Raw genomic sequence first — 20,216 nt, forward strand, 5'->3', positions numbered from 1 at the left:
GGAGAGAAAGATATGAAAAAGTTACTATCCGTGAAAAAAGTAGTATCCATGCTTCTTGTCCTTGTTATGGTTATGGGACTGGCAGTTGGATGCGGCAGCAGCTCATCAGAGAGTGAGGAGGACACAAGTTCCGGAGGCGGAGACAATCCGGAAGCATTTACGATTGGTTTTCCGTGGCAGACCTCTTCTACAGACCCCACATTTGTATCAATTGAAAATAATGTAAAGGCTGCAGTTGAGGCAGCAGGCGGGGAGCTAGTAGTTGTAGAAAGCGATCTGACAGCAGATGATCTGATTAATAATGTTTCTGACCTTATCAGCCGGGGCGTGGACGGAATTATTTTCATGCCTGCCTCAGACTCTATGCTGGCGACGGTAAATCAGATGTGTACAGAGGCACAGGTATATTATGCTACCATGTTCCGTACCATTAATGATGAGTCCATCAAGGAAGAAGTTTACTCCTCTGACTATTTTGCAGGAGGCTGCAATGAGGAAGATGAGACGGCGGCTTATGACATTGTAAATTCTATGGTAGAGCAGGGTGTAGAAAATCTCTGCGTTATCAACATTGCAAAAGGTGACACTTCTTCTGACCTTCGTGATCAGGGCGTGGAAAAAGCAGTAGAAGAAACAGGCATCAATCTTTTGAATACAACATATAACATTACTGCTCAGACTGATATGACAAAGACAATAGAAAGCTATATTGCCGCATATCCGGAGCTGGATGGCATTCTGCTGGCAGGAACATACTGTGATGCAGCACTTCCGACAATTGAAAAAGCGCTTTCCGATCATGGAATGGATGGAGAAATTATTGTAGGGCGTATTGACTTTGACTTTACAATGGGTGAATATCTGGAAGCTGGTTCATTCCACGTATCTTACGGCGGACAGCAGCAGATCGATCCACTGCTGTCAACAGTGATCCTTGTAAACAAAGTTATCGGTACACCGATCGTAGAGGATGGACCTTTTGTTCAGGTTTGCAACTATCTGGAGCTGACATCCAGTGAAGAAGCACAGGAATATCTGACCTATTTCCTGGGGGACAATGCAGTATTTACACCAGATGAAATTAAAGAAAGCATGATCAAATTCTATGATGACAGCATTAATGCAGATACTTATCAGGAAATCGTAGACAACTTCTCTGTAGCAGATGTGGCACAGAGACACGAAGGCATGGAGAGCGAGGAATAAGCAGAGACAACTATGAAAAAGTGGATAAAGAAAATCGGAATGACACTGGCTCTTCCGGTGATCGTATATGGAATTTTTCTGATCATATGTTTTGACCGGTTCAGTAATCTGAACTGTGTATCAACAATTTTTCTTCAGTCTATTGTATCTGTTATTACAGCTTATGCTTATGCGTTTATTTACATGAGCGGACTGTTTGACTTTACGATAGGATCCAGAATTATTATAAGCGGACTGGTAGGAGGCATAGCCTCCTCCCAGTTCGGTATGGCAGGGCTCCTGCTTGGTTCGTTAATTGCAAGCGTGGCTGTGGCAGCACTTACAGGAGCCCTGAATTGGATCTGTAAGATACCGTCCCTGATCCTGACAATGGCTCTGACGATGGTATTTGAGATCGAGGGGAAAAATATTGCCGGAAGATTCAGTTTTGTAAGCATTGACTATCAATATGCAGTATTGGGATCTGTTCCGTGGATTGTGGTTGTGTTGATCGCCTGTGGACTTTTGTTTTACTTTATTTTCAATTTTACGAAATTCAGCTACCATATGAGAGCGATTGGAAGTAATGAGGCAGTATCAAAGAATGCAGGTATTCGTGTACAGTGGATAAAATTCCTCTGCTTCGTGGTAGGAAGCATTTTTGCTGCTGTGGCAGCGGTACTGACGATCAGCCAGTCAGGCTCTATGGGGGCACAGACGAATCTGGGAAGTGCAACGCTCCTTTTCCAGCCATTGATGGCAATTATTATTGCAGTTGTACTTCAGCCGGCATGCAATATGGCTATTGGAATTTTTGTAAGCCAGTTTACATTGAATACAATTTTTATTGGTCTGATCGCGGCAGGATTTCCGGATACTTTCCAGAACATTTTCCTGGGAGTCTTCCTTCTCATTGTTATGATCATTACAAACAATGTAGAAACTTTGAAAGAATATCTGCATAAACGCCGGCTTGCTGCAAAAGTAGCTTAAAATGAGAAATACAAAGAACGAGAAAAGGAGGAAGAATCATGAATTTTCCTAAAATTTCAGAAGAGGAGAGAAGAAAGATGCTGGCACCTCCGGCAGGAAAGGTGAGGATGGTGCTGGATACAGATACATACAACGAAATAGATGACCAGTTTGCCCTTTCCTATGCACTGATGTCTCCGGAGCGCCTTCAGGTGGAAGCAGTTTATGCCGCTCCTTTTTCTTCCGGATTTTTTGACAGGCTGCTTGCCAAAAAGACGGATCAGGTAACCGTCCCAATGACAAGTGATCTGAAAGAAGGATTGGAGCAGAGTTATCAGGAGATCATTAAAATCTTTGGCATGCTGGAAATGGATCCGGCGGGAAAAGTATTCCGCGGATCAGAACATTATATGACAGAAAAGGATGTACCGGTAGAGTCTGACGCTGCGAGAGATCTTATCAAACGCGTGAAAGAAAGCGATGAAACTTTGTATGTCGTAGCGATCGGAGAGATTACAAATATTGCGTCGGCTATTTTGATGGAACCGGAGATCATAAAAAAGATCGTTATTGTATGGCTGGGCGGCCAGCCTCTGTACTGGCCTCATACATTGGAATTTAATCTGGGACAGGACATATTGGCTTCGCAGGTCATTTTTGACAGCGGTGTCCCGCTGGTACTGGTTCCGTGTATGACAGTGGCGTCCCATCTGACGACAACAGAGGCAGAACTGGCGGCAAAGCTGAAGGGAAAAAGTAAGGTTGGAACCTATCTGGCGGATATGGTGATCAGCCAGTTAAGCCCGGAAGCGGCAGATAATATGCTTTCTTTATTCCGGCTTACCTATTTACAGGAAGTAGATGACTATGATAAATTTATGAAAGAGGATATTCCATTTCACGGAATGGCTCCTTCCAGAATTATCTGGGACATATCAACGATAGGATATATGATCAATCCCCATTGGTGTCCATCTACTCTTGTAGAAGCGCCTTATCTCACAGATGATGTGAGGTGGAAAGCAGGTGAAAAGAGGCATTCGATACGGGTATGCAACTTTGTTTACCGGGATGGCATTTTCGGTGATATGTTTGAGAAGTTGGGGCGTGCGCCTAAATAAAGGTATAAAAAGCGCCGGAGTGGAAACAGATTTTCTGCTCCGGCGTTTTGTGATAAGGAGGCATACAGGTGAAAGTTTTAAATTTTGGATCACTGAACATTGATTATACGTATCAGGTGGAGCACATTGTAAATCCCAAGGAAACGATTTCCTCTCTTGGGCTGGAAGTTTTCCCGGGAGGAAAGGGGCTTAATCAGTCCATTGCTCTTGCAAAGGCAGGAGCGGAAGTATATCATGCAGGCCTGATCGGCGAGGACGGCCTGTTCTTGAAAGAAGTGTGCAGCAGCAATCATGTGCACACAGATTATATAAAAGAATCAGATACGCGGACCGGAAATGCGATCATTCAGGTGAGCAGCGCCGGAGAAAACAGCATTATCTTGTTTCCCGGGGCAAACCGGCAGAATACGAAGGCATATGTGGATGAGGTGCTGGGACATTTTGAGGAAGGAGATATTCTGCTTCTGCAAAATGAGATAAATGAAGTGGATTATCTGATCGAAAAAGGAAAAGAAAAGGGCATGACCGTTGCCTTTAACCCTTCTCCTTTTGACGATTATGTAAGAAAATGCGATCTGACAAAGGTAGATCTGTTTTTTGTCAATGAAGTAGAAGGAGAGCAGATTACAGGGGAAAAGCTGCCGGAAAACATCATTGCATGTATGAGAGAACAGTTCCCGGAGGCGGAAATTGTTTTGACCCTGGGTGAAAACGGCGCCATCTGGAGTGGAAAAAACGAGAATATTGCAGTGCCTGCAGTCCCGGCGGAAGCAGTGGATACTACTGCGGCTGGAGATACATTCACCGGATATTTTCTTGCAGCTGTCATAGAGGGACGAAACAAGAGACAGGCATTGGAAAGGGCGGCTATGGCATCGGCAATGGCAGTTGCCAAAAAGGGAGCGTCCATTTCTATTCCATGGAAGGAAGAAGTAGATCAAAAAATAGGGAGTGAATAAGATGAACGTATATGAGGGAAGACCGGAGGATTTTGAGTGCCGGAAGGAAAAGGAACAGAAAGTATATGAAATTTTGGACAGCCTTGGTATCAGATATCAGCGGGTAGACCACGAACCGGTAGCTACTATTGAAGCCTGCCGGGAAGTGGATGAGGCTCTCGGGATTGAAATATGCAAAAATCTGTTCCTGTGTAACAGGCAGAAAACAAAATACTATCTGCTTGTAATGCCGGGAAGCAAGAACCTGCAGACAAAGGAGCTTTCGCCCCAGATTCCGTCCTCCAGACTTTCCTTTGCATCCGGGGAGGATATGGAGAGGCTGCTGAATGTGTCGCCGGGATCGGCAACGATCATGAGCTTGATTTATGATTGTGACAATCAGGTGCAGCTTCTTGTTGACGAGGAAGTGCTCGCCGAGGAAACATTCGGATGCCATCCCTGTGTCAATACATCCAGTATGAAACTTCAGGCAGCGGATGTATTCGGGCCTTTCCTGAAGGCAGTTCATCATGATTATATTAAAGTAAAACTTAGTTAAAATAATAACGGGGGACGTAACAAAATGCAGGTTTACTACGTGTCCCGTTATTTTTTTAACTTATAGCGTATAAACCTTTTCCATTTTGCATAAACTAATGAAAGCCCGGAAAATCCACAATCAGAAGGAGCATGAATGCAGTGAAAAGCATGGAAAGGTATAGCATGAAAGTTCCAGGGAAACAGGAGCGGTGCATCATTTGCGGACAAGTGACAGATATGGAGAAGGACTGGCCTGTTGCAATGCGAAAGCATTATGTGGAGGGGGCCGGTCAGCTTTGCAGAAAGTGTTATCTTGAAATTTATTCCGATGGAAATTAGCAGTAAGGGACAGGAATTTTGCCGTTTCAGGCGGTGAAAATCCTGTCCCTTATTGACATGTAAAAGGATGGATGCTATTATAATGATATCAAAATGATATCAATTTAAAACGAAGGGGGAAAGAAAGATGAGTAAGGAAAAAATTCAGGAAGAAAAGATTCTTCACCCGGCAAGCGGATATGCTATGATGTTTATAGGAATTGTGGGAATGCTTCTGGGTATTGCCCTTATGGTTTTAGGACCGATATTTGGAAGTTTGTCCGGAAGCGGTTTTTTGATCGGCGTCGGTATTACACTTGGCATTATCGTTGAGACAGCAGCGATCATTCTGCTCTGTGGGCTTAAGGTACTCAATCCTAATGAAGCTTATGTGTTTACTGTTTTCGGAAAGTATTACGGCACATTGAAGAAACCTGGATTTTTCTGGGTAAATCCTTTCTGCAGCGCTATTAATCCTATTATAAAAGGGGCGCCGATTGTCACATCTAATGGAGGCCGTAATGTATCTATTTCTACAGGGGGAAGAGAAAAGAAAGTTTCTTTGAAGGCCATGACGCTTGACAATAAGCTTCAGAAAGTTAATGATCAGCTTGGAAATCCCGTAGAGATCGGTGCAGTGGTAATCTGGCGGGTAGTAAACCCTACAAAAGCAGTGATCAATGTGGAAAACTATAAGAATTATCTTTCCATTCAGTGCGACTCTATTATTCGGAATACGGCAAGACAGTATCCTTACGATACAAGCGAGGACGGAGATGAGAAGTCTCTCCGCGGCAGCAGTCAGGAAATTGCAGACATCATGGGACGTGAACTGCAGCAGAAAGTAGAAGAAGCAGGCATTAAAATACAGGAAGTGCGCATCACTCATCTTGCCTATGCTCCGGAAATCGCATCCGCTATGCTTCAGAGGCAGCAGGCAGCCGCTATCATTGATGCCAGACAGAAGATCGTAGAGGGAGCTGTCGGCATGGTGGAAATGGCGCTTAATAAGCTCAATGAAAATGACATTGTGGAGCTGGATGAGGAGAGAAAGGCAGCCATGGTGAGCAATCTGCTTGTTGTCCTGTGCGGAAATAAGGATGCACAGCCGATCGTTAACAGCGGAAGCCTTTATTAAAACTGCTTTTTATTAAATTGTTGAAAAGGCAGGAACGGGAGGGGGAAAGCTTTTGGAAAAAGAAAAGAAAGCATCGGACAAAACCAAAGCGAAGAAACAGGTTCCCCTTCGGCTGTCTCCCAAATTATATGAGGAGATTGCACAGTGGGCGGAAGATGATTTCCGGTCAATGAATGGGCAGATAGAATATCTTTTGACAGAGTGTGTGAAACGCCGGAAAGGAAAGAAGGATACCATATAGAGGGAAAACAGAAGGCAGGAGGAAACTCGGGCAACCCGTTTCCTCCTGCCTTTGGTTGTGCTTTTTGGCCTTTCATATTATAATAAGTGGCAGAGCAAAAGCGGAAAGAAGGAATCTTTATGTACATAGCAGATCTGCACATCCACTCCAGATATTCCCGCGCTACCAGCAAAGACTGCACGCCGGAATATCTGAATCTGTGGGCGAGAAGAAAAGGAATCCATATTGTAGGGACAGGGGATTTTACTCACCCGGCCTGGAGAGAAGAGCTGAAGGAAAAGCTGGAACCGGCAGAGGGCGGCCTGTATGTATTGAAAAAGGAATATCGGATTCCTGATCCGGCCGGAGAAGGGGCAGCAGATCCACGGTTTGTTGTCACGGGAGAAATCAGCTCCATTTATAAAAAGGGCGGAAAGGTACGAAAAGTCCACAGTCTGATCCTTCTTCCGGGCCTGGAGGAAGCGGAAAATATTGCGCGCCGGCTGGAGGCAATTGGAAATATACATTCCGACGGGAGACCTATTCTGGGAGTGCCCTGCCGGGATCTTCTGGAGATCGTTCTGGAAGCCGCCCCGGAGGGTATCTATGTACCGGCTCATATCTGGACTCCTCACTTTTCCCTGTTTGGAGCATTTTCGGGATTTGATACGGCAGAAGAGTGCTTTGAAGATCTGACGCCCTACATCCATGCCGTAGAGACGGGGCTTTCTTCTGATCCGACTATGAACTGGAGAGTGTCAGCTCTGGACCGCTTTCATCTGATTTCCAATTCCGACGCCCATTCCCCTGCAAAGCTTGGGCGGGAGGCTAACCTTCTGGATATAGAGTTGTCCTATCAGGGGATCTATCGGGCGATCCAGGAAGGAAAAGGACTGAAAGGAACCATTGAGTTTTTCCCGGAAGAAGGGAAATATCACATGGACGGACATAGAAAATGCGGCCTTTGTCTGACGCCGGAAGAAACGAACAAATTTGACGGCATTTGTCCGGTGTGCGGCAAAAAGATTACTATAGGAGTATCTCACCGGGTAGAGGAACTGGCAGACCGGGCGGAAGGATACCGGCCGGAGAAGGCGGCGGACTTTGAAAGTCTTGTTCCCCTTCCGGAGGTGATCGGATCCGCATACGGATGTTCGGCTGCCAGCAAGAAAGTGGTCAGAGAATATGAAAGTATGCTGCAGCGCCTTGGACCGGAATTTGAGATACTAAGAAAGATTCCTCTGGAAGAAATACAAGCGGTATCAGGTCATCGGATGGCGGAAGGGATAGCGAGACTCCGGGAGGGGAAAGCAGAAAGGATCCCGGGCTTTGACGGTGAATATGGAACGATCCGGCTTTTCCGTCCGGAAGAGGTCCGCGAAACAGAAGGGCAGCTGGATTTCTTTGCTCTTCTTGGAAGGACGGAAACCGGAAATCAGGACGGGTTACGGTGTAAAAATCAGGAAGAGCTTTTAAAAGAAAAAGAGATTTCGAGTGAAAAAGAGAACGGGCAGCAGGAGAGAAAAGAAGAGCTGAATCCGCAGCAGCTTCAGGCTGTACAGTGTGCGGGAAGGATTGTGGCTGTTCTTGCAGGTCCGGGAACCGGCAAAACAAAGACGCTGATCGCGAAGATTTTGTATCTGATGGAACACCGGAAAATAAAAGCCGGTGATATCATGGCAGTGACATTTACCAACCAGGCTGCCAGGGAGATGACGGAACGTCTGGAATCGGCTCTTGGCGGGAAAAGGCGTCTTGCAAAAATCCGGATCGGGACATTCCATGCCCTTTGTCTGTCCTTTTTAAAGGGACAGGGAAGGGAAGTCATGCTGACAGCGGAGCTGGAGCGAAAAGAGATGGCGGAACAGGCAGTGGATGAGAGCCGGATCGCCATGAAGACAGAGGAATTTCTGGAAGAATTGTCACGGCAGAAGGCAGGAATGGAGCCGCCGGAGCGTACGGAAGAGGAAAAGAGGCTCTGGGAAGAAGCGGTACAAAAGTATGAAGAAGAGAAAAGGAACAATTCTTTGTTAGATTTTGATGATCTTCTTCTGGAGACTTTGGAACTTTTAGAAAACGGCGCGAAAGGGAAAAACTTCGGAACCCCTTCCTACATTCTGGTAGATGAGTTCCAGGATATTAATCCGCTTCAGTACCGTCTGATCCAGGCGTGGAACAGGGAGGCAAAAGAATTGTTTGTCATTGGCGACGCCGATCAGTCCATCTACGGATTCCGAGGCGCGTCCGCTGCATGTTTTGAATCCCTGAAAGCAGATATACCGGATCTGGAAATCATCCGGCTGACGGAAAATTACCGTTCTTCCCCGCAGATCCTGCAGGCGGCGGAAACGGTTTTGGATGGAGCACTTGGCTCAAGGCTCCACCCCAATTGCCCGGATCAGGATCCGGTGCGGCTTTATCAGGCAGGGAGCAGGATGGGAGAAGCGATCTTTATTGCCAAAGAGATCGGGAGGATGGCAGGTGGAATCGGTATGCTGGAAGCCCAGGCTCTTTCCGGGAAGGAGTATGACAGAAAAGTCCGCTCTTTTGATGAGATTGCCGTACTTTGCCGTACCCACAGGCAGGCGGCGCTGCTGGAGAAGTGCTTCAGGCAGGAAGGGATTCCCTATGTGACAGCAGGAAGGGAGAGCTTCCTGGAGGAAGAAAAAGTGCAGGGAAGCTTCTGCTTTTTCCGCTGCCTTGAACATACCGATGATATGTCCGCAAAGAGGCAGAGTGCAAAGATTTTGTGGAAACTTTCCTGGAATCCGGTAACAGAGCAGATCCTGGATGAACAGATACAGAAATATCAGCCCCTTTACCGGAAGAAAAAGCCGCTGGATTTTCTGAAGATCTGGCTTGAAGATATGCAGCTTCAGGAAAACGAAGCAATGAAAATGCTGGTTTCATCTTCTGTATTTTATAAGGCGATGCCGGAGTTTCTCCGGAACTTTGAGCTGGGCGTGGAAAGCGATCTGAGGCGATGCGGGGATAGAAACTATACAGCAGGGGCAGTCAGGATCATGACGCTCCATGGTTCCAAAGGGCTGGAATTTCCTGTTGTGATGATCTGCGGAACAGAGAAAGGGTGCATCCCGCTGGAGAGCGAGAGCTATTCTGTTGATATCAGTGAAGAAAAACGTCTTTTGTATGTGGGAATGACACGTGCCAAAGAAGAGCTGATCCTGACGTTTTCAGGAGAGGAATCGCCTTTTCTTGCAGAGATCGGAGAGTCTGTGATTCAAAGAGAACAGGGACGGATCCGCAGCAGAGAAGAGAATTACCATCAGATGACCTTATTTGAAGAAGGATTATAGATAGATACCATAGTGGAGAGTGTGAAAATTTATGATAAGAAATATAGAACTTTCGGAGATTTCCGACGGCAGCCTTTACACATCGGCAGACATGGCAAAAGCCGACTGCCGGGGCTGTGAAGGATGCTTTGCCTGCTGCCGCGGCATGGGAAGATCCATTGTCCTGGATCCCTGGGATATTGCACAGATGACGGAAGGAACAGAAAGAACTTTTGCAGAATTGATGGAAGGGGTCATTGAGCTGAATGTGGTGGACGGTATGATTCTGCCGAATCTTCGTATGGATGAAAAGACAGAGAAATGCACATTTCTTGATCAGGAAGGCCGTTGCAGCATTCACAGATTCCGTCCGGGAATCTGCAGGATGTTTCCGCTGGGAAGATATTATGAAGAAAACGGATTCCGATATTTTCTGCAGATACATGAGTGCCAAAAGAAGGACAGGAGCAAAGTTAAGATCAAGAAGTGGCTGGACATTGCAAACTTAAAAGCATACGAAGCTTATATCTGGGACTGGCACCAGTTTCTTGCACTTTGCCGGAGAGAGTCAGCCCAGCTTGAAGAGGCGCAGATAAAGATACTGCAGACATATCTGCTTCGCACATTTTATCAGACGCCCTACGGTTCTGAAGATTTTTACAAAACATTTTATGAACGTATGGCAGCGGTAAAGGAGACACTTGGATTATGCTAGAACATTACGAAGAGAGGAAAAAATTTCTTCCCGGTCTGGGAAAAGATATGCCGGAGACTTACGGAAAGCTGGCGGAGATTTTCCAGTACCAGGTTTTTGAACTTTACGAAGAGGTGATCGGGCCAAGAAACAGCAGTTATTATATTCCCTATATGATGAACGATGCTCTGGAATGTTATCTTGTACTGAAGGATGCCAGAATAACAGGAGAATACTTGCAGCTGGATCCGGAGGAATTTCCCCTGCAGGCCCAGATTGCACAAAGAGACGGACAGACGGCTCTGATCGTCAAGCAGGGGAGCGAGAACATTTTTACGATCTGGTTCCGGGAAATAGAGGAATCGTTCCAGTGCTATCAATATCACAGGATCGGACATTTCTGGGTGGAAGGGCAGGAACACTGGCGTCAGCTGGTGTATATGACAGGAACGATTTATGATAAGTATGAATATATGAAGGAAAAGGCATGCAGCGATCTGGAGATGGAGCTTATGCACCTGGTCGAGTTTCCGCCTTTTCGCTTTTGGTCGCCGGTGGAGGAATCTCTGGAGGAAAGATATCCATCAAGTCCCAGGGGGGCGGCATGTATGAAAAAGTTTGCCAAAGAAGCCGGGGATGGGATGTACGCTTTTTTGACCGGAATTTATGAAAAATTTCCGGCAGAATTTTTGGAAAAGAGGCTGGCGTCCATGCTTTGCAGTCCTGCAAGGGAACCTTTGTATGAAATGATTTACGAAAAAATCCGAAAGGCGTCTCTTGCATACCCGAAGAGGGATTACGGAGAACCCTTAAATACAGAGATTCTGAAAAAGAGAAAGGCTGTAAACCGCCGGCTGAAAAAGGCAGGATTTGAAGGGAGATATCCTTTTTACAGGAAAGACGACCTTCAGATCGTTGCAACAGAGGAACATCCCTTTACCTGCATGGAATCAAGGGACTTTGTTTTCCGCATACAGTTTATGGTGTCAAAATGCCGGAAAGCATGCGGGAGAAACGGAGGTTTTTTCAGGTCGAGGGACAGGAAAAGCTGGATTTTGGAAGATCTGGATCCTGTTTTGTCCGGAGGTCTTGAGAGGAAGAGCACAGGTTAAAGAAACACATAAAAAAGTATAAAATAAAAAGTACAAAGAGAGGAAGGAAAAATGACAAAAAAGCAGCTGGCATTAGAAGTGATCGAAAGATTGAAAAGAGAATATCCGGATGCAGGATGTACCCTGGATTACGATCAGGCCTGGAAGCTTCTTGTAAGTGTGCGTCTGGCAGCACAGTGTACAGATGAAAGAGTCAATAAGATTGTAGAAGTTCTATATGACAAATATCCGGATGTAAATGCTCTTGCAGAGGCGGATGTAGAAGATATTGAAAATATTGTCAGACCCTGCGGGCTTGGCAAGAGCAAAGCGAGAGATATCAGCGCATGTATGAAGATATTGAAGGAGGAATATGACGGGAAGGTTCCGGATGATTTCGACGCTCTCTTAAAGCTTCCGGGAGTGGGGAGAAAGAGCGCTAATCTGATCATGGGGGATGTGTTTGGCAAGCCTGCCATTGTCACCGATACCCATTGTATCAGGCTGACAAACCGGATCGGTCTGGTGGATGGCATCAAGGAACCAAAGAAAGTAGAGATGGCTCTTTGGAAGATCATTCCTCCGGAAGAAGGAAGTGATTTCTGTCACCGCCTTGTCTACCATGGCCGGGATGTGTGTACAGCAAGGACAAAACCGTATTGCGATAAATGCTGCCTTAATGATATCTGTAAGAAAAAAGGAATATAGATAAAAGAAGGGCGGTCCCGGTAAGGGGCCGCCCGAAAGCGAGGGGGAGAAAGTTTATCCTTCAATTGCAATATAGCTCTTATTTTCTACTGCTTTAGCATCCTTTTTCGGAATAGCAAGTTTCAGGATTCCATCTTCATATTTTGCCTTGATATCTTCCTGTGTAACGGCATCGCCTACATAGAAGCTTCGGCTCATAGCACCGGCATAACGCTCCTTGCGGATGTATTTGCCTTTTTTATCTTTCTCATCTTTGTCAAGGCCTTTGGCAGCGGAAATGGTAAGATATCCGTTTTCAAGCTTTGCATTGATCTCATCTTTCTTAAAACCTGGGAGATCAATGTCTACTTCATAGCTGCTGTCAGTTTCTTTTACATCGGTTTTCATCATATTTTTTGCATGTTTTCCGTATAACGGATTTTTCTTTCCAAAGAAATATTTGTCAAAATCATCATTGAATGGGAAGTCCATCCAGTCATCAAATAAGTTTTCTCCAAAAATACTAGGCATCATCATAAGTCATATCTCCTTTCAAAAGATATATATTAAATTGTTTTTAGCACTGTCGGAGAAATCCGAGGTGTAGAGTTTCGGGAACATGGAAGAGAAAGCTCTTTTTTGTATCTCTTCCTTTGTTCTAGTTGTAATATAACACTTATTATTAGAGCTGTCAATAGTTGAGTGCTAATTTTTTTGAAAAATTTTTTATCCCGTTAATTGAAAAAGTTATTTCTGATTTTTTTCCTTTTTTGCTTCTCTATAAATCAGGGGTGGATTTTACCTTTGCAATCGTGTTATCCTGTACTCCCCGGAGCGGATTGGAGGTCATCATGGCAACTCATCATATTGGTAACTTTAAGCATCTTACTCTTTCTGATCGTGCAGAGATTGAAATCATGATCGAAAAAGGCTTCTCTTTTTCTCAAATGGCCAGGGCTCTTTCCAAAGACTCCTCTACCATCTCTAAAGAAATCCGGCGGCATCGTTTCCTTGTTCCACACTATCGGGACGAGAACAGCCGCAGACGCTCGGAATGCGCTCATTTTTCTTCCTGTACCAGGCAGCACCTGTGCGGACGCACTTCCTGTCTCTCCCTTTGCTCCAAATGCCGCAGCAAGCGCTGTTCTTTTTACTGTCCGGACTTTTCTCCCTTGATCTGTCCACGGCTCTTAAAGCCTCCTTACGTTTGCAACAGCTGTCCTAAACTGCGTACTTGTTCCCATGACTTCTATTTTTATCGGGCAAAATACGCAGAAGATTCCTATCAGGAGGTCAAATCTTCTTCCAGATCCGGGATCAATCAGTCTCCGGAATCCCTGGAAAAACTGGACAAGCTCATCTCTCCTCTTTTGAAGCAAGGGCAGCCTCTGTCCCATATTTATCTCACCCACAGGGAGGAGATCAACTGTTCCCAGCGGACTCTTTACAACTATATCGATCTCCGTTGTTTCTCTGCAGTAAATCTGGATCTCCCCAGAAAAGTTTCTTATAAACCCAGGAAAAAACGGCGGTCTGAACCAGAAATTCCCGGCTATCGTATGGGGCGCACATATCTGGACTTTGAGCAGTACATAGCCGCTCATCCAGACTGTTCCATTGTGGAAATGGATGTGGTGGAAGGCGCCGGCGGCAAAAGCTCTCCTGTCCTCCTTACTCTTTTCTTTCGCAGCTGTTCCTTTATGCTCCTTTTTCTCATGGAGAGCGACTGCAGAGCTTCTGTCAGGGATGTTTTTGACTTCCTATATGCCTCCCTGGGACCTGCCCGGTATTCTAGGCTTTTTTCCGTGATCCTGACGGATAATGGTTCCTCTTTTAAAGATCCTTCCGTCTTTGAACGAAATAATGGCCATGGTTCTCATACTCTCATTTTCTACTGTGACCCGATGGCTTCCTGGCAAAAGGGAAGGTTGGAAAAGAACCATGAATTTATCCGCTATGTTCTTCCCAAGGGAAAAACTTTCTCCGGGTTGACACAGGCACAGGCCACGCTCATAGCTAATCATATCAATAGTACGGCAAGAGCCAGTCTAAACGGCTGCACCCCGTTTGAACTGGCTCTTCTCCTATTGGACAGAAAACTGCTGGAGCTCTGCCATATGGCATGGATCCCGGCTGATCAGGTCACACTGAAACCTACGCTTTTAAAGTAAATTTTTTCAACAACCTAAAATACAGAAAGCTCCGGGCCAATGACAGGATTTCATACAAACCATACAGAAAAACCGGTGGAAGTTAGTTTTTCAAAAACACTTCCTGCGGTCTTTTTTGAATGTCATAAAATACACATCCAGCTGCTTTTCTCCTTTTCATTATAAAGAAAATGTCTCTTAAAATCTATGGAAATCCAGAAATAAGTTTTTCTAAAATCCTTTATTTATCGATAAGATCCGATGGTGGAAATTAGTTTTTCATTTAACCAAAATTTTTTATCGGGTTTTTATTTTTGCATAAATATTTCTCAATCAATCACTCCTATCTTAAATATAAGTATAGAAAAAGCGGTTGATCTCCAAAGGAGTAACCGCTTTGTGTGGGATATGAAATTGTTTATTGCTTTGTATGGACGCTTAACTGTTCTTCAATGTTGCGTCCGCTGTACATAACACGAAGAATTGTTACCACCTGTTCTTCCGCATCTGGAAGATAAAACACGATATAGTTATCTACCGCAACAAAACGTAAACCTCGGCTATGCCACGGTTCTTTCCCATATCTCGGAAAGCGTTCCGGCATTTCATTTAAACTTAATATCTGTTTTTCCAAACGTTCCAGTTGCTTTCCTGCATTTTCTGGTGACAAAAGTTCAAAAGCGATATACTCAAATATCCCTCGAAAATCTTCCTCAGCCTGCATTGACGTGACTACGTTAAAAATCATAAGCCATAATCTTTGCGAATATCAGCAAAAACCGTCTTTGCATCTTTGGTTCGACCTGCTTTCATATCCGCATATCCTTTCTCCAGCTCTGCGTGCAGTTCTTCTGTTCCCAGCATACTTATATCTGTAGGCGTTCTGTCTGGGATTTTTACTTCAAAGGGAAGTCCTCGATGTAAGATAATCTGTTTATAAAACATATTGATAGCATTAGAAGCAGGAATACCCAGTGTGGAGAGGATTTTTTCAGCCTGCTCTTTGATTTCAGGCTCTATTCTCGCATATAAATTTGCTGACTTTGCCATAATAACAACGCTCCTTTCTCGTGCATATCTTTTTCTTTATCATACACAAATGTCCGTACAATAGCAATACATTATTACTTGCATTCCACTGATACGGTTGAACAGATTTAACGTTCTGTCCGAAATGGTTCGTTTTTCGCGTCTCCGTCTCTCTTTTTTTATTCAGGCGCATTCAACCATTTCTGCGTATAAGGGCAAACAGCAAAACAAAGGCCGCACAGATCAGCTTCAATGCCAGTGGATTCTTTCATACGCTGAAGCTGTGTGCTGTAACAGATTTCCCGGTGGAAGAGCTCTTCCCGTTTTGTTTCGGGGTTCCATAAATGCCCGGTCAGAGCCTTTGCCGGACAGCTTTTCACACAGATGTCGCAGGTGCCGCATTGACTCTTGGTGACTGGAAAATCAAAAGGAAGAGGAGCGTCCGTAACGAGGCTGGACAGCCGGATAGCACTTCCATATTCTTTTGTGACAAGCAGACAGCTTTTTCCGATCCAGCCAAGTCCTGCTCTGGTTGCTACGGTTTTGTGGGGGAGCGGCGTCCGCCATTCCTCATTTTGTTTTACTGTTTTTGTTGTATTGGCATATGCGTTAAAACCATTTTTTATCAGAAATTCGGCTCCGCATGAAACAATTTCATCCAATCTGGCGTTCAGGGAATGATAGGCATCATAATATTCCTTTGTAGGAGCTGTTTTCAGATCCTGAACAATGTGTCTTGGTACGGGGACAGCTACAGAAACGCCTGTTTTCATATTCCCATCAACGACTCCGGATAAATCGGCGACTCCTGTCAGTTTTGCCCCTTTTTCTTTCAGAAGAGTAAATAATTCCTTTTTTAGTAAAGAGATGTCACTCATGTTGCGTCCCCCTTTTTGTTAATGTCAAAATTATAGTTATATTATATCAGAAATTTATCTATATTTAAAAGAAAATACAGATAAAATATTGACTAATATCTAAAATGGAACTACAATTATTCATATAATAAAGAAGAAAGGAGTGCTGTATTATGACGGCAGAAGTATTATCTATTTTAGTATTTGCGGTTGTTCTGGTTGTTGTTTGCTGGATGTTTGCAGAATACTGGATTAGCGTCAGAAGCAGAGGAACCGGAGAGGACGTTGGTAAACTTCGTTTTGGAAGCCGTACAGCGTTTGCGCTGACCCATTTCTGGAAAGCGGTGGATGATGCAGGAGACATTCCTAAGGAGAAGTTAAGAAAAGAAATGAGTCTTGTAAATCAGCCGGGGGCAGACCGCAGTTTCAGAGAAGTGCAATGCAGCACAGGACGCATGGCCGATACGAAAGAAGTGGAAGTGACAAGGAAGAAATACAAAATGAAGGAGAATATGTAATTCATGGAAAAAGGAATATCCAGATCCGGACGATGAATGCGGTCATTCTGATCAAAAAGGAATGACCGCATTTGCTTTCCGAAACTGGACAAGGCAGACGTTGTGGATTAAAATAAATATATAGAAACAGCCTGGCTGCCGCCGGACTTGGCGGTCAGAACAATGAGGAGGGAATTGTTATGACAGAAGAACTGATCAGAGAATTAAAACATGTAAAAAATGCTCTTGTAAATAAAGAATTATCGGGTGACGAATGGGAAGAAAAGCAGGAAATGGTAAAAAAACTGGAGGATGTGACTTCGTATTTAAAAGATGCCCTGGGGCAGGGGATTGAGTTTTAGAAAGGATACCTGGAGACGTTAATAAATGATAGAGACATTGATTTTTGACATGGATGGCCTTTTGTTTGATTCAGAGCGGGTAGTGCAAAGGTCTTGGAATATAGCAGGCAATGAGTTGGGATTCGGATTGGTTGGCGAGAATATTTACAATACGCTGGGAATGAATCTGAAAAGCCGGACAGACTATTTCAAAAGAGTCTATGGTGCGGACTTTCCGATGGATCGTTTTGCAGAAAGAACAAGAGAAATTTACTATGAAATAGCCAGGGAGGAGGGAGTTCCTCTGAAACCGGGAGTAAGAGCTCTTCTGGAGTATGGAAAACAGCATGGATACAAGATGGGGGTTGCTACATCATCCCGCCAGGAGCATGCAGTAAATGCAATGAAGGAAAAAGGAATATACGACTATTTTAATAATTGTGTATTTGGGGATATGGTTGAAAACGCCAAGCCGGATCCTGAAATTTATGAAACAGCATGTAAAAGGCTTGGAACCGAGCCTGAAAATGCAATGGCCCTGGAGGATGCGCCTAATGGAATATACTCTGCCAGCCGGGCTGGAATGTATGCGGTGATGATACCGGACCTGGTACAGCCGGACGAGGTTATGAAAAGGACAGCCTATCGGATATGCAGGGATTTGTATGAAGTGATAGACTTGTTGGAACATATGAAATGATAAAAAATAGCGGGAGCCGCAGCAAACTTACATTTTGCTGCGGCTCCCGTTGTTTTTTTAATCAATCTTGGATAATGCTGCTTCGTCAGCTACCAGTGTTACATCCGGATGAAGCTGAAGGATGGATGCCGGTACCTTTGGAGTGATCGGTCCGAAAAATGCTTCCTTTACAGTATCCGCCTTGTCGGCGCCGCTGACCACAATAAGGATTTTTTTTGCCCTCATAATGGTACCGATCCCCATAGTGTAAGCCTGACGGGGAACTTCGTCGGCGGATGCGAAGAATCGTTTGTTTGCTTCGATCGTGCGTTCCTGCAGATTGACACAGTGAGTATCATCAGGGAAGATATCATCTGGTTCATTGAACCCGATGTGTCCATTGTGTCCCAGACCAAGAAGCTGCAGATCTACTCCGCCAAGAGACTGGATCAGCTCTTCATACTGTCTGCATTCCTGATCGCTGTCCTCTTTTGTACCGTCCGGCAGATGTGTACGGCCGTCTGGAATGTTGACATGATCAAAAAGATGATGGTGCATAAAGTAATAGTAGCTCTGGTCATTGTCCCGTGGAAGCCCTTTGTATTCGTCCAGGTTCACTGTTGTGATTCCGGAAAAATCCAAATCTCCATCTTCATACCACTTCACCAGATTTTCATAGGTTCCGATCGGCGTGGAGCCGGTGGCAAGACCGAGAACGCTGTCAGGTTTTAAAGTAACCTGTGCAGAGATGATGTGCGCCGCTTTACGGCTCATTTCTTCGTAATTTTTTGTTTTGTAGATTTTCATAGAAATATATCCTCCTGATACAAATTATTCCAATATTGCAGAAGCAAAATATTCCGGCAGATGGAAAGACGGAGTGGAAGAAAGAATCGGTGCATACGCTGCATAATGTTCCACGTCTTTTGTCTCGGAAATTTTGTAAAAGTTGCAGGAGATGGTATCTCCGGCTTTGAATGAAAGTGCCCCGTAAATGTGCTCCAGTACGGAGAGGGGAATGCGGATAGAAGCAGTCCACCGGTCTTCCTCGATTTCGGTCCGGCACTGGAACATTGCCATGTCCTCTTTGGAAAAATAGGAACGGTACACTCTGGATGGGCCGTAAGCGGCAAGGAGGGCGCCGTTGGCGTTCACTTCGAAATTAAGATAGACTTCCTGTTCCGGAATGAACTGAAAAAACGCTTCCATGGCACTGTCCCGGTAAACGGGGTCAAAATCTTCCGTGTAGGTGCGTAAGGGGTCCTTTTCTTCGCATACCATACGCACATAAAATCCATCCTCTGGAATAAAACCAATATAAAAGTAAGTACGGGGGATGGATTTTGTACCCCACAGGAGATGAGTGATTTCCAGTGGGGCAAGATTATTTAATTCGTCTTTGTTTTTCAGTATTTTAATTTTCATCATAAGTTCAATTTACCAGACAAAAGAGGGAAATACAATACGGAGAAGCATAATAGCAAAGAATGTACAAAAAAAAGCATAAATTGTGCTTATCCGGACTATTTTTCCCATCTTCCGGATGCTCCGCAGGGGAGATAAAGGCCTGTACTGGTAACCGGAAGGGCAATCTCCTGAGATTCTACATGTCCGTGGTATTTTTTCAGCTCTGTACTGAGCATATAAGTAAGGACGGCAGGCGCCAGTCCGGTTGTATAAGAGTTTACAAGGAAGAACAGGGGATCATCCGACAAAATCTTTGTACACAGATGAATAAAGGGATGTATGGATTCTTCGATTTTCCAGATTTCCCCTTTGGGGCCTCTTCCGTATGACGGAGGGTCCATGATAATGGCGTCATAATGATTTCCCCGGCGTATCTCCCGTTCCACGAATTTGACGCAGTCATCTACAAGCCAGCGGATGGGTGCCTCTTTCAGTCCCGATGAAACGGCGTTTTCCTTGGCCCATGTCACCATTCCCTTGGAAGCGTCCACATGGGTAACGGAAGCTCCCGCGGCAGCGGCGGCAAGAGTAGCGCCACCTGTGTAGGCGAAAAGGTTCAGAACTTTAACCGGCCGCCCGGCGTTTTTAATTTTTTCGGAAAACCAGTCCCAGTTAGCGGCCTGTTCGGGAAACAGTCCTGTGTGCTTGAAATTAAAGGGCTTCAGGTTAAAAGTCAGATCCCGGTAATGGATGGACCATTGCTGCGGGAGATCGAAAAATTCCCATTCGCCGCCGCCTTTTTTGCTTCGGTGATAATGGGCGTTTCTTGACTTCCATCCGGGGAGTTTTCTGGGAGTATTCCAGATGACCTGAGGGTCCGGGCGGACCAGAAGGTATTTGCCCCAGCGTTCCAGCTTTTCTCCGTTGCTGCAGTCCAGTACTTCATAATCTTTCCATTTATCTGCAATCCACATAATCTGTAAAATCCTCTCTATAATAAATAATATTCATAGTCGCTGACATTATTTTAGCCCGTGACGAGCGCGAAATCAATAT

Annotated in this window: 23 protein-coding genes; 16 read left to right on the plus strand and 7 right to left on the minus strand. The window is 44.9% G+C overall.

The genetic code is table 11. The annotated features are described in order from the left end of the window. Nucleotides 1–12 precede the first annotated feature (12 nt). From R2J37_RS03675 to R2J37_RS03730, 12 genes are all read left to right on the plus strand, one after another. Nucleotides 13–1,206, plus strand: coding sequence for a sugar ABC transporter substrate-binding protein (locus R2J37_RS03675; protein WP_316266248.1), 1,194 nt, complete (start codon nt 13–15; stop codon nt 1,204–1,206). Nucleotides 1,207–1,218: 12 nt separating this feature from the next. Then, nucleotides 1,219–2,178: an ABC transporter permease gene (locus R2J37_RS03680; RefSeq protein ID WP_316266249.1), complete on the plus strand. Its 960-nt coding sequence runs from the start codon at nt 1,219–1,221 to the stop codon at nt 2,176–2,178. A 38-nt stretch (nt 2,179–2,216) separates the two neighbouring features. Beyond that, complete coding sequence (locus tag R2J37_RS03685) at nt 2,217–3,278, plus strand: nucleoside hydrolase (protein ID WP_316266250.1); 1,062 nt, start codon at nt 2,217–2,219, stop codon at nt 3,276–3,278. A 68-nt stretch (nt 3,279–3,346) separates the two neighbouring features. Continuing rightward, a complete protein-coding gene (locus tag R2J37_RS03690) occupies nt 3,347–4,237 on the plus strand; it encodes a ribokinase (protein WP_256195918.1) in 891 nt (296 codons plus the stop codon). A gap of 1 nt (nt 4,238) precedes the next feature. Further along, on the plus strand, nt 4,239–4,775 hold the full coding sequence (locus R2J37_RS03695; RefSeq protein WP_316266251.1) for a prolyl-tRNA synthetase associated domain-containing protein: 537 nt from the start codon (nt 4,239–4,241) through the stop codon (nt 4,773–4,775). Nucleotides 4,776–4,939: 164 nt separating this feature from the next. Next, the gene (locus tag R2J37_RS03700) at nt 4,940–5,095 is read left to right on the plus strand and encodes a hypothetical protein (RefSeq protein WP_230107048.1); all 156 of its coding nucleotides are present in this window, start codon (nt 4,940–4,942) and stop codon (nt 5,093–5,095) included. 127 nt (nt 5,096–5,222) lie between these two features. Further along, the gene (locus tag R2J37_RS03705) at nt 5,223–6,212 is read left to right on the plus strand and encodes an SPFH domain-containing protein (RefSeq protein WP_230107047.1); all 990 of its coding nucleotides are present in this window, start codon (nt 5,223–5,225) and stop codon (nt 6,210–6,212) included. A 52-nt stretch (nt 6,213–6,264) separates the two neighbouring features. Next, nucleotides 6,265–6,453 (plus strand): type II toxin-antitoxin system antitoxin, encoded by a 189-nt coding sequence (locus R2J37_RS03710; RefSeq protein ID WP_230107046.1) that lies wholly within the window; start codon nt 6,265–6,267, stop codon nt 6,451–6,453. Between the two features lie 119 nt (nt 6,454–6,572). Next, the gene (locus R2J37_RS03715) at nt 6,573–9,749 is read left to right on the plus strand and encodes a UvrD-helicase domain-containing protein (protein ID WP_316266252.1); all 3,177 of its coding nucleotides are present in this window, start codon (nt 6,573–6,575) and stop codon (nt 9,747–9,749) included. Between the two features lie 31 nt (nt 9,750–9,780). Continuing rightward, complete coding sequence (locus R2J37_RS03720) at nt 9,781–10,443, plus strand: YkgJ family cysteine cluster protein (protein WP_316266253.1); 663 nt, start codon at nt 9,781–9,783, stop codon at nt 10,441–10,443. After that, nucleotides 10,437–11,534: a DUF3878 family protein gene (locus R2J37_RS03725; protein ID WP_316266254.1), complete on the plus strand. Its 1,098-nt coding sequence runs from the start codon at nt 10,437–10,439 to the stop codon at nt 11,532–11,534. Before R2J37_RS03720 ends, R2J37_RS03725 begins: the two co-directional genes overlap by 7 nt. Nucleotides 11,535–11,585: 51 nt before the next feature. Next, nucleotides 11,586–12,221 (plus strand): endonuclease III domain-containing protein, encoded by a 636-nt coding sequence (locus R2J37_RS03730; RefSeq protein WP_256195903.1) that lies wholly within the window; start codon nt 11,586–11,588, stop codon nt 12,219–12,221. Between the two features lie 54 nt (nt 12,222–12,275). Here R2J37_RS03730 and R2J37_RS03735 read toward each other — a convergent pair whose 3' ends face one another. Beyond that, complete coding sequence (locus R2J37_RS03735) at nt 12,276–12,737, minus strand: Hsp20/alpha crystallin family protein (protein ID WP_230107032.1); 462 nt, start codon at nt 12,735–12,737, stop codon at nt 12,276–12,278. A 314-nt stretch (nt 12,738–13,051) separates the two neighbouring features. On the opposite strand from R2J37_RS03735, the gene R2J37_RS03740 reads away from it, so the two are divergent. Beyond that, complete coding sequence (locus tag R2J37_RS03740; RefSeq protein ID WP_316265264.1) at nt 13,052–14,371, plus strand: IS30 family transposase; 1,320 nt, start codon at nt 13,052–13,054, stop codon at nt 14,369–14,371. Between the two features lie 397 nt (nt 14,372–14,768). Here the strand turns inward: R2J37_RS03740 and R2J37_RS03745 are convergent, their stop codons facing one another. The 3 genes from R2J37_RS03745 to R2J37_RS03755 all read right to left on the minus strand — a co-directional run bounded on the left by R2J37_RS03745 (nt 14,769) and on the right by R2J37_RS03755 (nt 16,257). Further along, a complete protein-coding gene (locus tag R2J37_RS03745; RefSeq protein WP_316266255.1) occupies nt 14,769–15,098 on the minus strand; it encodes a type II toxin-antitoxin system RelE/ParE family toxin in 330 nt (109 codons plus the stop codon). After that, nucleotides 15,095–15,403 (minus strand): type II toxin-antitoxin system RelB/DinJ family antitoxin, encoded by a 309-nt coding sequence (locus R2J37_RS03750; protein WP_256194928.1) that lies wholly within the window; start codon nt 15,401–15,403, stop codon nt 15,095–15,097. The genes R2J37_RS03745 and R2J37_RS03750 overlap by 4 nt, the downstream gene beginning before the upstream one ends. Nucleotides 15,404–15,558: 155 nt before the next feature. Then, on the minus strand, nt 15,559–16,257 hold the full coding sequence (locus R2J37_RS03755; RefSeq protein WP_316266256.1) for a 4Fe-4S double cluster binding domain-containing protein: 699 nt from the start codon (nt 16,255–16,257) through the stop codon (nt 15,559–15,561). Nucleotides 16,258–16,409: 152 nt separating this feature from the next. Here R2J37_RS03755 and R2J37_RS03760 point away from each other — a divergent pair, with 152 nt between their 5' ends. From R2J37_RS03760 to R2J37_RS03770, 3 genes are all read left to right on the plus strand, one after another. Further along, nucleotides 16,410–16,754 (plus strand): hypothetical protein, encoded by a 345-nt coding sequence (locus tag R2J37_RS03760; protein ID WP_256194837.1) that lies wholly within the window; start codon nt 16,410–16,412, stop codon nt 16,752–16,754. A gap of 179 nt (nt 16,755–16,933) precedes the next feature. Next, complete coding sequence (locus R2J37_RS03765) at nt 16,934–17,095, plus strand: hypothetical protein (RefSeq protein WP_230107028.1); 162 nt, start codon at nt 16,934–16,936, stop codon at nt 17,093–17,095. A gap of 25 nt (nt 17,096–17,120) precedes the next feature. Further along, nucleotides 17,121–17,774 carry an HAD family hydrolase gene (locus R2J37_RS03770; protein ID WP_256194839.1) on the plus strand — a complete coding sequence of 218 codons (654 nt, stop codon included), beginning with the start codon at nt 17,121–17,123 and terminating at the stop codon, nt 17,772–17,774. 57 nt (nt 17,775–17,831) lie between these two features. Here R2J37_RS03770 and nagB read toward each other — a convergent pair whose 3' ends face one another. From nagB to R2J37_RS03785, 3 genes are all read right to left on the minus strand, one after another. Beyond that, nucleotides 17,832–18,560 carry a glucosamine-6-phosphate deaminase gene (gene nagB, locus R2J37_RS03775; protein WP_316266257.1) on the minus strand — a complete coding sequence of 243 codons (729 nt, stop codon included), beginning with the start codon at nt 18,558–18,560 and terminating at the stop codon, nt 17,832–17,834. 24 nt (nt 18,561–18,584) lie between these two features. Continuing rightward, a complete protein-coding gene (locus R2J37_RS03780) occupies nt 18,585–19,181 on the minus strand; it encodes a carbohydrate-binding family 9-like protein (RefSeq protein ID WP_316266258.1) in 597 nt (198 codons plus the stop codon). 95 nt (nt 19,182–19,276) lie between these two features. After that, nucleotides 19,277–20,134 (minus strand): class I SAM-dependent methyltransferase, encoded by an 858-nt coding sequence (locus R2J37_RS03785; protein WP_230107024.1) that lies wholly within the window; start codon nt 20,132–20,134, stop codon nt 19,277–19,279. Nucleotides 20,135–20,216 lie beyond the last annotated feature (82 nt).

This window comes from Claveliimonas bilis (assembly GCF_030296775.1).
Taxonomy (GTDB): Bacteria; Bacillota; Clostridia; order Lachnospirales; family Lachnospiraceae; genus Claveliimonas; species Claveliimonas bilis.